The 14952-nt window shown below is 42.3% G+C and carries 11 protein-coding genes; 7 read left to right on the top strand and 4 right to left on the bottom strand.

Translation table 11 applies throughout. The features are described from left to right. The first annotated feature begins 6 nt into the window (after positions 1 to 6). From NXV01_RS13970 to NXV01_RS13990, 5 genes are all read left to right on the top strand, one after another. Positions 7 to 474 (top strand): DUF5018-related domain-containing protein, encoded by a 468-nt coding sequence (locus NXV01_RS13970; RefSeq protein WP_259022707.1) that lies wholly within the window; start codon positions 7 to 9, stop codon positions 472 to 474. Positions 475 to 520: 46 nt separating this feature from the next. Then, the gene (locus tag NXV01_RS13975; RefSeq protein ID WP_259022709.1) at positions 521 to 1384 is read left to right on the top strand and encodes an IPT/TIG domain-containing protein; all 864 of its coding nucleotides are present in this window, start codon (positions 521 to 523) and stop codon (positions 1382 to 1384) included. Between the two features lie 22 nt (positions 1385 to 1406). Continuing rightward, positions 1407 to 3170: an IPT/TIG domain-containing protein gene (locus NXV01_RS13980; protein ID WP_259022711.1), complete on the top strand. Its 1764-nt coding sequence runs from the start codon at positions 1407 to 1409 to the stop codon at positions 3168 to 3170. Between the two features lie 122 nt (positions 3171 to 3292). Then, the gene (locus tag NXV01_RS13985; protein WP_259022715.1) at positions 3293 to 5608 is read left to right on the top strand and encodes a beta-galactosidase; all 2316 of its coding nucleotides are present in this window, start codon (positions 3293 to 3295) and stop codon (positions 5606 to 5608) included. Positions 5609 to 5639: 31 nt separating this feature from the next. Next, entirely contained in the window at positions 5640 to 8087 is a 2448-nt protein-coding gene (locus tag NXV01_RS13990; protein ID WP_409012933.1) for a glycosyl hydrolase family 95 catalytic domain-containing protein, read from the top strand. Between the two features lie 150 nt (positions 8088 to 8237). On the opposite strand, the gene NXV01_RS13995 is transcribed toward NXV01_RS13990, so the two are convergent. The 4 genes from NXV01_RS13995 to NXV01_RS14010 form a co-directional block, all read right to left on the bottom strand. Next, positions 8238 to 8714 (bottom strand): copper resistance protein NlpE N-terminal domain-containing protein, encoded by a 477-nt coding sequence (locus tag NXV01_RS13995; protein ID WP_167511813.1) that lies wholly within the window; start codon positions 8712 to 8714, stop codon positions 8238 to 8240. Positions 8715 to 8770: 56 nt separating this feature from the next. After that, positions 8771 to 10063: a hemolysin family protein gene (locus tag NXV01_RS14000; protein ID WP_148366065.1), complete on the bottom strand. Its 1293-nt coding sequence runs from the start codon at positions 10061 to 10063 to the stop codon at positions 8771 to 8773. A gap of 192 nt (positions 10064 to 10255) precedes the next feature. Further along, positions 10256 to 11038, bottom strand: coding sequence for a M48 family metallopeptidase (locus tag NXV01_RS14005; RefSeq protein WP_148366067.1), 783 nt, complete (start codon positions 11036 to 11038; stop codon positions 10256 to 10258). Positions 11039 to 11069: 31 nt separating this feature from the next. Beyond that, positions 11070 to 13448 (bottom strand): TonB-dependent receptor, encoded by a 2379-nt coding sequence (locus NXV01_RS14010; RefSeq protein ID WP_259022721.1) that lies wholly within the window; start codon positions 13446 to 13448, stop codon positions 11070 to 11072. Positions 13449 to 13627: 179 nt separating this feature from the next. On the opposite strand from NXV01_RS14010, the gene NXV01_RS14015 reads away from it, so the two are divergent. Further along, positions 13628 to 14062: a DUF2007 domain-containing protein gene (locus NXV01_RS14015; RefSeq protein WP_148366071.1), complete on the top strand. Its 435-nt coding sequence runs from the start codon at positions 13628 to 13630 to the stop codon at positions 14060 to 14062. A 25-nt stretch (positions 14063 to 14087) separates the two neighbouring features. Further along, entirely contained in the window at positions 14088 to 14906 is an 819-nt protein-coding gene (locus NXV01_RS14020) for an alpha/beta hydrolase family protein (protein ID WP_148366073.1), read from the top strand. The last annotated feature ends 46 nt before the right edge of the window (positions 14907 to 14952 follow it).

The following is a 14952-nucleotide window of genomic DNA, read 5'->3' on the forward strand; positions in this document are numbered from 1 at the left end:
AAACTGATGAAGAAAAATATATTTTTCCTTTTGCTCGGATGTATAGTTTTGTTTACATCCTGTTTGAAATCAGGCCTTGATGACATTGAGGATTCTGACCAATGTTCCATATCTTCTCTTACAATGGAATATCGTTGGATCACCCAAAATGCAAATGGCTATGATCAGTTGTCGCGCCAGCAGATGACACTTTCTGGTACTACTCCAAACGAAAACAATGAGATCCATATTACGGTTACTGTACCTTCTGCAAGTTCATCTTTCCCTAAGGAAGTGAGACAGCATGTTTCGCTGGACGGCTTGTATTTGATTGCGGTTATCAGTTCTGCTGCCAAGATTATACCTTTGGAGGGTGCGCCAAGCTTAGGCGTTCCGGAAACTTTTGAAATAGGTAAGGACTACCGTTATGAAGTGACGGCAGCCAATGGGAAAAAAGCAGTATATCGTATAATAATAGAAGATTTTATTAAATAATTTTTTAATGGGTATAATATAATAGCAAAGAAAGACAATGAATAAAATGAATAATTTATTATGGGGAATATTATTGCTTTGTACCTGTTTATGTATAGGTTGTAGCAATGACGGTTCGGATAGTTCCAGTACACCTCCCATTGTAACGGGCTTCTTTCCAAAGGAGGGGGATGCTGGTACGCAAGTGACTATTAGCGGAGAATATTTAGGTTCTTCTTTCGAAGGCAATGTTTATTTCAATGGTATAGAAGCGGCGGAATATGTCAGCTATACAGACAAAGAAATTGTAGCTGTCGTTCCCAATGGCTATGTTAGTGGTCCAATTACCATTAAAAGGGGAAATACGGTGACAAGGACAGAAGAATATTTTAAATTTAAAAGCAGCAATCCAGAAGATAATTATGTAATGGGTACATTCCGTACAACTGTGATCTGTAAAGATGTAGTATATTTTACAGGTAAAGCTAATCCTTGCGACTATACCAGTGAAGATGCCACGAGCGGTTGCATTGGCGAAATGGGGAAAAATGCGGATTACAAAGGTAGCAGTGATGCAAAGAGTTTTGCACTGTGGGATTCTACTTCGGGTGATATGGTTATTTTCAAAGTAGAGATCACGGATATAGGCCGATATTACCTATCTTGCGCTTCGGCGACAAATGCTAATGGTATTTCTGCGAATGTAGAGGTTAGCAACGACTTGGAAACATTGAAAGATGTTTCATCTTTGAATGGTAGCCATACGATGGGTATCGTCAACAATGGTAAGTGGAATGATTTTTCTAATAAACTGGAATTTGGTGGATATTCATTGATTGTACCTGGCACTTATTATGTCAGAGTCGTGATGCTCAATGAAGCAGGTAGTGGTGGCACGGCATGTCTCAAGTTTATAGAAATATTCAATTAACAGATAAATAACGGATAATATTATGAAGAATATTTTGCGATATATGTTTATTATAGCCGGTATATTAACGCATGGTGTGTTTGCCGGTTGTAGCGACGATGGAAAGTTAGGTTCAGCGTCTATCGATATTAACGGTTTTACACCGATGGAAGGGTTGCCCGGAACGGAGGTGCTTATCACTGCTTCTGGTCTTGGAGATCAGGCAAGAGTGTTTTTTAATGAAACAGAGGTTACTGAATATGTATCTCGTTCAAGTGATGCCGTCGTAGTAAGAGTGCCCGATAATGCTAGTTCGGGTAGAATCGGTGTATTGAATGGTGATGCTTTCGGCTTTTCTATAGAAGAATTTACGTTTATCCCGAGTGCTGTCATTCAAGGTTATTCTCAAAATACAGCTCCTGTAGGAGAAACGTTAATCATTAACGGTCGTAATTTCTTTGAAATAGATATTGAAGATGTCATTGTGAAATTCGGTAATGCCGTGGCTTCTGTTATTTCTGTCACTTCCAGTGCTATTACGGTCGTAATTCCTGAAGGAGCAGAAACAGGTAATATTACCGTGCAATTTGGAGACATTCAGACTGTGGAAGGGCCACTTTTCACCGTAGGAAAGGTTGTGATTATCGTATCTGATTATTTGGTGGATACCAAAAATTATGAGGCGGGTGGAGGAACATTCGTTGTGTCTGACAACTATATTGATGGAACCAAAAACGGTGCTTACTTGATTTATAAGGTTGTACCCGAAGCTGATGGTCTTTACGATATCAAGGCCCAAATGTCAACAAATCAAGGCTACAACTGTTATGTCAATATTGACATGGGCACGGATCTGGATGTTCTGAATGCTAAAGCTATTGATCAGTCACTTACCAAGCAAATACAAAACTTGGGTGGATGGGCTGCCATGGGGGATTATTCCTATGGACCGTTCAAACTTAAAGGTGGTAATACTTATTATCTTCGTATCTCTTATTTAGCCGATGGTACTTCGTGGGTTTGTAACCTTACGAATCTCATTCTTCATTATGCTGACGATCAGGAGACTAGCGGAATAGAGGTGGATAATGAATCGGGACCAGGCTATAACCTCTATGCCAATAATTTCGATGAAGGAACTCTTCTCCTTCCTTTTCTGGCACGTGCTGTGGGAACCAACTATGTAAAGGTCGTAGATCAGTGTGCCGAATTTTACTATGATCCGCAAATGATGGTTGAGCATCCGGGAGAGCGTGCTTATAAAGGAGCAGAGGTATCTTGTGACGAATATTCTACCAAGAGTGAAGGGTGGTATGGTTACCGACTTTATCTTCCAGAGGAGAAGTTTCCGAAAAATGCCACAGGTACTATCATCACACAAATCTTTAATAATGGCTATGGTAATACGTGGGCAGGTCATTTGCACATCGATGGCGAAAAACTGATTATTGCTTATCGTGGCTCTTCGGCGAGCACTGCGCAAATTGATGCAGAGGTCAGTTCGTTAGAGTGGGGCAAATGGATAAAGCTAGTTATCAATTTTCAGGCAGGAACTGGCAATAAGGGGCACATTCGTATTTGGGTGGGTGAAGAAATTAGTGAAGATCAACCTACATTAAATCTTGAAAATATTAATTTGGGATTTGGTTCATGGACGGACTCCAATACATTAGATGATAGTTATCTTAGTTGTAAATTCGGTCTTTACGTGGCTGATGAGCATGAGCGCACCATTCGTTTTGATGATTTAAAGGCATTGGAAGGTAACCCGGAAGGAGCGTTTGACATTGTAAAGCCCGGAAATTAATAAGATTTCCTGTTTAAGTATTTAGTTCAATATATAAATATATATGTGAGGGTACATTGAGAATTAATTGACATTAATGTACCCTCTTTGAATTTTTAGAGAACTGATTAATTATCACAACCATGAAAACGATGTTTTTATTTGCGGTGTTTTTTTCGGGACTGTTTTCTTTGTCAGCTCAAAATATCACGGATATAGCGGTGATGAAGGACAAATCGGCAGATATTTTGATTGAGAACGATTCGCAGGTATCGTCCATAGACGACTCTGTGTTTATTCATCCGGACAGAATCCGCTATGACCAGCGTTGCATACAAATTGATGGTAAAGATGTATTCGTGTTCAGCGGTGCATTCCATTATTTCCGTGTACCGCAACCTTTGTGGGTGGATCGTTTCAAAAAGTTGAAAGAAGGCGGATTCAATTGTGTGGAAACATATATACCGTGGAATTGGCATGAACGAAAAATGCCCCATTCGCCACAAGACGAGTCTTGTTTGGATATGAAAGAACTGGATGACTTTCTGAAAATGGCAGAGGATTTCGGGCTTTATGTGATTGTTCGTCCCGGACCTTATATTTGTGCAGAATGGAGCGGAGGTGGTTTTCCGCAATGGATAATGCAAAAGAAACCTGCAAAGACTACTTTTGATACTTGGCTGCAAAGTAACGACCCTGAATTTATGCGTTGGAATGAGCATTGGTACAAAGCTGTATGTCGTGTAGTGGCACCTCATCAGTTGACCCGGAAAGAAAGAGGACGTACAGGTGTTATCCTGTTCCAGGTAGAAAATGAGTTTAATCGGATAAAATGGTTTCCTAAAGAGGCGAAGAAGGAGTATTTGGTTCAGCTTTCGCAAATCGTTCGCAAATATGGAATAGATGTTCCTATCATAACTTGCTGGACCAATGAAGCCCGTAACGTAGAGAACGGAGTTCTTAACGGCGTGGTAGATATGGTCAATAGTTATCCACGTTGGGAGATAGAGAAGAATTTTGGACGTTTAATTAATCAGCAGTTGCAGACACAACCCGGTAAACCACTTATTTCGGGAGAACTGCAAGGTGGATGGATGAGTGAAGTGGGAGGTAAGTTGAGTTGGGAACAAGATGGTTTATCGCCTGGACAAACACAGAATATAACATTATATGCTCTACAACGTGGCTTTTGTGGAATCAATTATTACATGACTGTAGGCGGGACAAACTTTGATGATTGGGGGGCCAGACAAATGACTGCTACCTATGATTATGCTGCTGGCATTGCTGAAAATGGCTCTACCAATGAGCGATATCGTCGTTTTCAGGGGTTGGCGCATTTGCTGAAGGAACATGGTACCCAAATAGCTCGTGCCAATGTGTTTCCTGTGGAGTATATTTCCACCGATCCTGATGTGAAACTGGCACTGCGTCAGGCTTCCAATGGTGACCGATATTATTTTGTGAGAACAGAGGAACATACCCGTCATCATTTTGGTAGTATACAGACTTCTGAATTTACTTTCAATTTTGCATTAGAGCCATTCGGTTCTATGGTCTATTATTTACCCGTCGGTGAGAGTAAAGGAGATTGGTGGCCTAAGCTTCCCGAACTGGAGACACGCCCGGTGGTCAAAGTTGATACTATAAAGTTGGAACTTGATAAACAGATCCCCGACTTGCTTCCCATACGTTGGAATAAACGGAAAGAAAGAGAATATTTGGATAATGATGGCATCTATGGACGGCATTTTGTTTATTATCGGACTTATGCTCCGCAAGGAAAAATTCTTGAGGTGGGTCGTATAGGACATAAATTGATAAATGGTACGGATGCAGATGAAGTATTAGTTTCTGTTCACGGAAAAAGGCTGCATATATGGAAAGAAGATGCGTATAGTGCATATTATCAATTACCGGGCGATTCTACTATTACCGGGCAGGTGGAGGTAATTATGCTATTTGAAAGTAAGGGACTGCATTATCACACCAAAAAGATTGTGGAAGATTATTGGGGGATTGGGGTAAACTATGTAAGATGTAATGGTGAGGAGCTTGCTTTGGAATATGCATATACGGAAAATGAACGTGGTCTTAACTTGTCTAAGGGGATTGTGTCGCAAGAAATGCAGACAGGAGTTGGAAAGCCGTATGAACCTCTATTATTATGGCATGTATATTCTTTCATTTTGCCAGAATATCCTCATAGAATATGGTTTCCTTATCATCTTCGTTTGGAGCATTCAGGAAACGGTTTTATCTATCTGAATGGACATTGTATCGGACGTTGCTGGCATAAAGGACCCCAGCGTGAGTATTATATTCCAGAGTGTTGGTTGAATCTGGGAGGTGAAAATCATTTGGTTGTCAGCTTACGCCCAACGATAGATGGCGCGGATATACGAAAAGCGGAAATCATACCTGTCACATGGATGGCGGAAAGAAGGGATTCATGGTAAAGTTTAATAATTGACAAACAAGGATATTTCTATGGTAAGATTAAAAAAGTTTTTGATGGCGTTAGTATATATGGTATGTTCATTGACCGTATCTGCCGATGAGTTGAAATTGTGGTATAGTCGTCCTGCAACAGTTTGGACTGAGGCGTTGCCTCTAGGGAATTCCCGGTTGGGAGTGATGGTTTATGGCGGCACGGATGACGAAGAACTTCAGTTGAATGAGGAGACGATGTGGGGTGGTGGTCCTTATCGCAATGATAATCCTAAAGCATTAAAAGCTTTACCTCAAATCAGACAACTTGTGTTTGAGAGACGTTATCGGGAGGCGCAGGCAATGGTAGCTCAAAATTTTGAGACTCCGCGCAATGGAATGCCTTATCAAACAATCGGTAGTTTGATGCTTCATTTCCCCGGTCATGAGTCAGCAACTGATTATTATCGTGATCTTGATATAGAGAAAGCAATAGCGACTACAAGTTACAGAGTGAGGGGAGTGAATTATAATCGTGAGATTTTCACCTCTTTTGTAGATAATGTGATTGTAGTTCGGTTGACTGCGGATAAGCCGAAAGCATTGTCTTTTACAGTTTCCTATAAATCTCCTTTAGAACACGAAGTAAGTAAATCAGGAAAAAGATTGTTATTGAAAGGAAAAGGGGCGGATCATGAAGGTGTGTCCGGTGTGGTTCGTATGGAAACACAGACTGAAGTGAAAAATGAAGGAGGGCAAGTGACAGTGAGCGATGACGAAATTAGAGTAGAAGGGGCGGATGCTGTTATTCTTTATATTTCTGCTGCAACTAATTTCGTGAATTATAAAGACGTAAGTGGAAATGCCCATAAAAGAGCTACTGCTTATTTGAATAACGCCCACAAGAAACCTTATGAACAAGCATATAAAGAACATATAGCCTATTATCAGGAACAATTTAACCGGGTAAAACTGGATCTTGGAACATCGGAGGAAGCGAAACAGGAAACCCATTTGCGTGTGAAACATTTCAATGAAGGGAAAGATATCTCATTGGCTACTTTGCTTTTTCAATATGGACGCTATCTGCTTATTTCCTCTTCCCAACCAGGGGGACAACCGGCTAATCTGCAGGGAATTTGGAATAATAGCCTGTTGGCTCCTTGGGATGGGAAGTATACAGTAAATATTAATTTAGAGATGAATTATTGGCCGGCAGAAATAACCAATCTAAGTGAAACTCACCTGCCATTAATGCAAATGCTAAAAGAACTTTCGGAATCAGGAAAAGAAACGGCTCGTACGATGTATGGTTGTGATGGTTGGGTGTTGCATCATAATACTGATATTTGGCGTTGTACAGGTATGGTCGATAAAGCTTTTTGGGGGATGTGGCCTAATGGAGGTGCTTGGTTATGCCAACATTTGTGGCAGCATTTTCTTTATACTGGTGATGAGGCTTTCTTGAAAGAAGCTTATCCGATTCTGAAAGGAGCTTCTGATTTTTTCCTGCATTTTTTAGTTGAACATCCTAAATATGGATGGGTGGTGACTTGTCCGTCCAATTCTCCGGAACATGGTCCGGAGGGAGACGAGAAAAAAGATGCTCCCTCAACAATAGCCGGCTGTACGATGGATAATCAAATAGTCTTTGAGTTATTTTCCAATACTTTGCGGGCTTGCCGGATATTGGGGGAAGATGTAATTTATGCAGATCGCCTGCAGCAGATGATAAATCGTTTGCCTCCGATGCAGATTGGTAAGTATAATCAACTACAAGAATGGCTGGAGGATGTAGATGACCCGGCAAGTGAACATCGTCACGTGTCTCATCTCTTCGGATTATATCCGGGCAATCAGATCTCTCCCTATACACATCCCCATCTCTTTCAAGCTGCCAGAAATTCACTGGTTCATCGGGGAGATCAGGCGACAGGGTGGTCTATTGGCTGGAAAATAAATCTATGGGCAAGACTTTTGGATGGAAATCATGCTTTTAAGATTATCAATAATATGTTAGTGTTGGTAGAACCGGAGAATGGAAATGGACGTACTTATCCTAATCTTTTCGACGCTCATCCTCCTTTTCAGATTGACGGGAATTTCGGATATACGGCAGGAGTAGCCGAGATGCTTTTGCAAAGCCATGATGGTGCTGTTCATTTACTTCCTGCATTACCTGATGCTTGGCGGAAAGGTACTGTAAGCGGGTTAGTTGCACGGGGAGGTTTCGTGGTAGATATGGAGTGGGATGGTGTACAACTATCCCAAGCGATTATACATTCTCGTTTAGGAGGAAATCTCCGGTTACGTTCGTATGTTCCTTTGAAAGGTGAAGGACTGTGTGAAGCAAAAGGTGAAAATACGAATTTAGTCTTTCAGCGTGCCGGAATAAAAGAACCGCTTGTTGCTAAAGATATTCATCCGCAATTTCCTATGTTATATAAGGTCTATGAGTATGATATAATGACTGAACCGGGAAAGACATATTCATTTGAAAGGCAGTAAGACATAGCCGGGCAATTTATGATGATTCTATTATTGGATAGTGATTGATATAATACAACTTTTCTTTAAACCGGAAAATAAAAACGAAAAGCTCTGCACAGAACCTTCGTTCTGTGCAGAGCTTTTTTACTGGTTAGGGTTAGGTTTATTTTATTGTTTTACCTTGATGATGTCATAATTCAGATCACTGACAGCTTCTTGCAAGCTATCGTTCACCAGACGAAGAGTGGTGTCATTCACAATCACGAAATACATCGGAGCTTCGCCATCCTTCGGAGTTAACTTAACAGCAGTCACAGGTTTTTTGTTCACTACCTTGTGTACAGTTTCTTGTTTTCCTTTTGAAGTGAAAGTCTTGTTTTGTCCTTGACCTTCAGCGTCGAGGTAAGTCATATCCAATGTATACACAGTGTCCATACCGTCAGTTGCAGCGTTCAGGGTCAGTACATAATCAATACCCGGACCGTCGGCAGCAGGAAGAGTACCTTCATAAACTTCAGTCAATTCGGTAATCGGAGTCATAGCAAGAGCTAGACTGTCTGCTTGAGCCTCTGCGGCTTTGTTTGCTTTTGATTGGCATGATGCCAAAGCAGCTACGACTGCTGCTAACATAATTACTTTTTTCATCGTTAAGTGCTTTAAGTTAATATAAATATAGTGAGCTATTGCTCGTTTTTGCTATTCTATTCCTGTTCCTCGTCCCGTTTGATGACAAGCAGTTTGTCTACTCGTCCGCGGTCCATATCCACTACTTCGAATTGTAAATTCTTGTAGGTGAAGATGTCTCCCGCTTTCGGGATACGGCCAATCAGGAACATGGCTAATCCCCCCAGAGTGGTGAAGTCTTCCGATTCCAGATCTTCATAGGATAAAATACCCATTTCCTCCATGAAGTCGTCGATATTCATCGAAGCTTCCACCAGCATCGAACCATCCTGTCTGGTGACGATTTCTTCTTCTTCCGTTTCATCCTCTTCAAGGATGTCTCCGAAGATACTTTCAGTCAGGTCGTGCAGGGTGATGATACCCTCTGTGCTGCCATACTCGTTAACAACAACTCCGAACTTGTTTTTGTTCTTCTTAAATAGCTCTAAAACTTTATTTGCATACAAACTTTCCGGAATAAAGAGGGGAGGACGGGCTATCTCGCGTAAGTTAAACAGCTTTTTACTGCCTACCATCAGGATAATATCCTTTACGGAAACAACACCGAGAATTTCGTCTTTCCGTTCGTCCACCAACAGATATTTACTGTAATGTTCTTCTTCGATCGTCTTCATCACCTTTTCCTGCGTATCATCAGGGTGAAGGATAATGAGATCTCTGCGATGCGTCATCAGTTCGTTAGCCCGTTTGTCGGAGAAGCGGAACACGTCACGTATCATTTCTGTTTCCTCTTTGTCAATCACACCCTGTTCCGAACTTTGATGGAGAATCATTTTGATTTCTTCTTGTGTCATAGGGCGTTCTTCGCTTTTCAGGCCGATCAGTTTATTCAGTAGCCGGGTAGAGACACTTAGCAACCATACGAAAGGGTAGGAAACCTTTGTCAGCAGGATCATGATAGGACTGAATAATATCGCATAACGCTCCGGATTACTAAGAGCGATAGATTTGGGTACTAGCTCTCCGATAATCAGAGAAAGATAGGTGATGATTGCTACGGTAGTAACCATTGCCAGATTGCGTGCATAGGTTTCCGCTCCCGGGATAAGGGAAAAGAAAGGAACAAGGTCGTCGGCAATAGCCACACCACCATAGGCACCGGATACGATACCGATCAGAGTGATACCAATCTGAATGGTAGATAAGAACTTTTCCGGTTCTTCCAATTGTTTCAAAACTCCGCGGGCTGATTTGTTGCCTTTGGCGACAAGTGTTTCAAGACGTGCTTTGCTGGATGATACCAGCGCAATTTCATACATGGCAAAAATGCCATTCAGTACAAGTAAGAGAAGTATGATAAGAAATTCCATAAATGGATTAAAATGGTTATAGGGTCGAAATTACAAGAAATCAAGACACGATGCAAATATGTGTGACAGATTAATGAATATTTAATAATCGTGTTGTCTTTTTAGATGCAAATGACGCGGATAACACAGATCTAATAAAATGATAGATCCGTGTTTTCCGCGTCATCCGTATTTGAAGAGTTTTCTTACTTGTTATTTAGCGTAGGTTGCTGCTTTTGCTTTGGCACGCTCGATACGTTTCATTGTATCCGGGTGTGACGAGAACATCTTCTGCAGATAAGAAGCCTGTGGAGCATCTTTTGACAGTTCGGACAGTTTGGTCAGTGAGTTAGCCATCGCATACGGATCGATACCATTCTTTACACAGAACTCTACACCGTAATCATCTGCTTCACTTTCCTGTTTCTGCGAGTATTGCGCGCCTGCCAAAGCTTCCGCCATGGCTCCCAGTTCAGAGTCAGTCAACTTGGCTACTTTATCGTTGGTGGCGCCTGCTGCATTCTTTACAGCTGAACGGAGATAAGCATTCTTCATGGCATCTTTTGAGTCTGTGTGAATAACGTGACCGATTTCATGTCCTACCACAGCCATTACTTCTTCATCTGTCATAACATCCATCAGACCGGCACAAATACGTACACTACCGTCACCGCAGGCAAAGGCGTTTACGTCTATCACTTCGTATACACCGAAGTTAAGTTTCAGTCCGTCCACTTCTTTGATATGTCCGGTCAGTCTCTCCAGACGTTTGCCGTATTCGGAATCAGGTTTAGTTAAAGGATTATGAGCATCCATCCATACCATATATTCCTTGCTCATGTTAGCAATGTCCGCATCGGATAAAGTAACGGCTGATACTACGTCTTTACCGGCTTGTAACGCTTTTCCCAGATTAATCTTCTTGCCGAATTGTGCAGAAGCTGTCATACCCATGCCTAACAATACGAAGGCAATCATAGCAATTTCTCTTTTCATACTTTTTTCTAGTTTGATGTTTTATGTATAGTTAATATTCAAATGTTATTCCTAATGTAGGGAGTAATGTTCCGCTCGATTGTTTGATGCGTTTCATTTTATAGTGTTGGCTATCAGCGGGAGCTTCCGGATTCTCAATAATGCCCGTACTCATCAGTACGTCCTGCTGTTTCAGTTTGCTTGCCGTGATATTTTGCAAGTCAAGATAGAATCCCAGCATACAATGTTTCAGATAAAATGTCTTGTCGATACGGAGGTCTACCTGTGCAAAGGCCGGAAGCCGTTCCTTATTGTATCTCGAATAGTCGTAATAGGCTTTGCCTTGTGCATCCCAGGCAGATACCAAGGATGATTTATCTTCATCATAAGGCGTATAAGGAGCACCGCCGATGCAACTGACTTTCATTCCGATGCTCCATTGGCGCGGTAGATTGTAGGTTCCCCGTAAGTTGAAGATATATCGGTTGTCCCATGCAGATGCAATGTATTCACTCTCTTTGTCGTTGCGGTATTCGCTTTTAAATAAGGTAAAGGAAGAAGCCAGATTCAGTTTCTTGGCGATCAGCCATTTCGCCAGAATCTCCGCACCATACGAGCGTCCCTGGGCGGTAGAGGTCAGCAATTCATTGCCAATTACCCCATAGTCATTCCCTTTGCAAGTAAGAGGGATGCCATCTACAACGGAGAGTGGGATTTTATCATAATCTTTGTAGAATCCTTCCACGGACACTTCGAAAGTATCTCCTTTGCGCCAACTGATGCCCAAGCTTTCCTGGCTGACTTTCATATAGCGGAGATTGTATTTGTTGACATACGTTCCGTTATTATCCTTAAAACCGAGAGCTGTGTAAGGAGGCAACTGGTAATAAAGTCCTGCATTTCCACTTAGAAACCAGTGATCGGCAAGCTGATAGGAAAGCGATATGCGCGGTGAAAGCTGGTCGGAGAGTGATTTCATCGCCGATGAATAATTGTTGGCATCCGCTCTCAATCCCAGAGAAGCTGTGAAGCGTTCATCCATTGAAGAGTAGCTGATAGTGCCGAAAAGTCCCCAGCGCATCATTCCCAAATAGGTATGGTAATCAAACGTTTGTGCCTGATTGGTATATGCCTTTTGAAAGGTGGTATTGGTATATTGGCTATAATCCAGATTCACTCCGAGGTTGACCTTCCAGTTTCGGAGAGAGGAAGTGTTTTCGAAGCGGAATTTTGTTTCCTGTTCGGTAGAGCGGAGACGGAGCATCAAATTCTCCGGAATGCTTTCATCATTCTGGCGGTATTTGGTGTTGCGATTGTTCAGATAGCTGTGACTGACTACCACCGACTGCACATGTGCGCCTGCATAATGACGATAAACGGCCCCTAATGTAAATGTCTCCTGCTTGATTTTCGGCAGGTAACTAAGGATGTATTCATTGTCTTCGCTATCCGCTTTCGTGTTCAACCGCATATTGTCGATTCCTCCGAGTCCCAACACTGTCAACTCGTTCTGTTCGTTAAACCGGGTTTTCAATTTGAACTGCGCATCAGTGAAAGTCGGCAGGAAAGGGAGGTCGAGCATGTCAAACAGGAACTGCAGATAGGATTGGCGCACGGATACCAGATAAGAGGTCTTTTTCCCGATATGTCCGTTGGAGGCGAGCGAGACTTCGGATGCTCCGAGGGTAGCCTTTATTGAGTTATGCTCCATATCTCCGTCGCGCAACTTGAAATCAAGAACGGAACTAAGTGCATTTCCTCTATCAGTGGGAAAAGCACCGGTGTAGAAATTGACTTCACGTATCAGGTCGGCATTGAGGATTCCTACGGGGCCGCCCGATGCTCCTTGTGTACTGAAATGATTGATATTGGGAATTTCCACTCCGTCCAGATAGAAACGGTTTTCTGAAGGAGAACCACCGCGCACGATCAGGTCGTTGCGGTAACCTATTGGTGAGAAGGCAACTCCCGGATAAGATTGTACGATGCGTGAAATGTCCCGGTTGGCTCCCGGACTCTTTTCTATTTCCTGCAATCCGATAATGCGAAGACTGACGGGACTTTCCAGATCACGCCGGAAAGGAGAAGCGGTGACGGTTACTCCTGCCAGTTCGGTCAGGTTCTCTTCCATCTCTATTGAGATGTTCAGATCTTTGGTCGATAAAATATATTCGGGAGTAGTGACACTCTTGTAGCCGATGGCTGTCGCTTGCAGGCGGTAGATGCCGGGAGGCACTTGTTCGATAGTGAAATGGCCTTCCGCATTGGTGACGCCACCTTTGTTCAGCCCGAGAACCATTACGTTAATGAACTCTAATGGTTGACGGCTGTTTTTTTCAATAACCGTTCCCTTAATTTGGTGTACAGGTTGTGCCTGTAGCAGGGAAAACAGAAGGTTGGAAAATAGTAGCAGTGTCAACAGTTTTTTCATGTGATTGCAAATTATTGCTGCGAAAGTACAAAAAAAGCATTAAAGAATGATACCTTCCGTGAATAAAAATAGAATCACTTCTTATCTGGCTCGTTTTACTTCTTGATAAAGTTAGCCGGATTTTGTTTCACATTTCATTTTTATATCTTATTTTTGTGGGAAATTAAAACAGATTCCTGATGAAGACTGTAAAATTGATAACTTGTAATGATGCGATGAAGGCGCATATCCTTCAAGGGGCATTGGAGAACGAAGGTATTGAGTCTATTCTGCACAATGAGAATTTCTCTACTTTGTATAAAAGCTGTGTGAGCAGCATCGCGGGGGTGGATATATTGGTGGCAGATGAAGACTATGATAGGGCTGTTCAAGTGTTGAGGGATAACGATAGTTGGCCGGAGGAGTTGACGCTTTGCCCGTACTGCGGTTCATCGGATATCCGGTTGGTTTTGAGAAAAGGAAAGCGATGGCGTGCGATGGGGGCTGCCATACTTTCGGCATTGATGGTTATTCCTCCGGGAGACAACCACTGGAATTACACTTGTAAGCAGTGTCATAAAACCTTCGAAATGCCGGTTTCTAAATTTGATCCTTCCGCAGTGACAGAGGAATAACTATATCTAACTATAATAACACATAATGAAAAAGAAAAAACTTCTATTAATTGTTCTTCTTTTAGTTCTGGTGGCTCCCTCTTTTGCTGCCAAAGTAGATACCTTATTAGTTAAAAGTCCTTCTATGAATAAGGAAGTGCAAGTGGTGGTGGTAACGCCGGATGCTGCGCTGGGGAAGAAAGCGGTTGCTTGCCCCGCCATTTATTTGTTGCACGGTTACGGTGGAAACGCTAAAACATGGATGGGTATTAAACCGGATCTTCCTCAAATTGCGGACGAAAAAGGAATCATATTCGTTTGTCCGGACGGAAAGAATAGCTGGTACTGGGATAGTCCGCTTAATCCGTCTTATCGTTATGAAACTTTTATTTCATCGGAATTGGTGAAGTATATCGACGGACATTACAAGACGATTGCCGACAGGAAAGGGCGTGCCATCACCGGATTAAGTATGGGTGGACATGGAGCGATGTGGAATGCGATCCGTCATAAAGATGTATTTGGTGCTGCCGGAACTACCAGTGGCGGGATGGATATTCGCCCGTTTCCGCAGAACTGGGAGATGGCGAAGCAGTTGGGAGAATTTGCCGCTAACAAGAAGGTATGGGATGAATATACGGTCATCAATCAGATTGATAAAATAGAAAACGGGGATTTGGCAATTATCATCGACTGTGGTGAAGCGGACTTCTTCCTGAACGTGAACAAGGATTTGCACAACCGTCTGTTGGCACGAAAGATTAATCACGACTTTGTCACTCGTCCGGGTGGGCATACAGGAAAGTACTGGAATAATTCCATTGATTACCAGATTCTGTTCTTCGATAAGTTTTTCAAGAAATAAATCCGGGAATGCTTGACTTTGGCTTTTCAATGTCGTATCTTTGGAT

The sequence above is a fragment of the Bacteroides sp. BFG-606 genome, from assembly GCF_024788145.1.
Classification (GTDB): Bacteria; Bacteroidota; Bacteroidia; order Bacteroidales; family Bacteroidaceae; genus Bacteroides; species Bacteroides vicugnae.

Coding starts and splice junctions, on each gene's coding strand:
- NXV01_RS14010 (WP_259022721.1), bottom strand. CDS start 13,448: ATGAAAAAACTGTTGACACTGCTACTATTTTCCAACCTTCTGTTTTCC.
- NXV01_RS14000 (WP_148366065.1), bottom strand. CDS start 10,063: ATGGAATTTCTTATCATACTTCTCTTACTTGTACTGAATGGCATTTTT.
- NXV01_RS13985 (WP_259022715.1), top strand. CDS start 3,293: ATGAAAACGATGTTTTTATTTGCGGTGTTTTTTTCGGGACTGTTTTCT.
- NXV01_RS13980 (WP_259022711.1), top strand. CDS start 1,407: ATGAAGAATATTTTGCGATATATGTTTATTATAGCCGGTATATTAACG.
- NXV01_RS13990 (WP_409012933.1), top strand. CDS start 5,640: ATGGTAAGATTAAAAAAGTTTTTGATGGCGTTAGTATATATGGTATGT.
- NXV01_RS14005 (WP_148366067.1), bottom strand. CDS start 11,038: ATGAAAAGAGAAATTGCTATGATTGCCTTCGTATTGTTAGGCATGGGT.
- NXV01_RS14015 (WP_148366071.1), top strand. CDS start 13,628: ATGAAGACTGTAAAATTGATAACTTGTAATGATGCGATGAAGGCGCAT.
- NXV01_RS13975 (WP_259022709.1), top strand. CDS start 521: ATGAATAATTTATTATGGGGAATATTATTGCTTTGTACCTGTTTATGT.
- NXV01_RS14020 (WP_148366073.1), top strand. CDS start 14,088: ATGAAAAAGAAAAAACTTCTATTAATTGTTCTTCTTTTAGTTCTGGTG.
- NXV01_RS13970 (WP_259022707.1), top strand. CDS start 7: ATGAAGAAAAATATATTTTTCCTTTTGCTCGGATGTATAGTTTTGTTT.
- NXV01_RS13995 (WP_167511813.1), bottom strand. CDS start 8,714: ATGAAAAAAGTAATTATGTTAGCAGCAGTCGTAGCTGCTTTGGCATCA.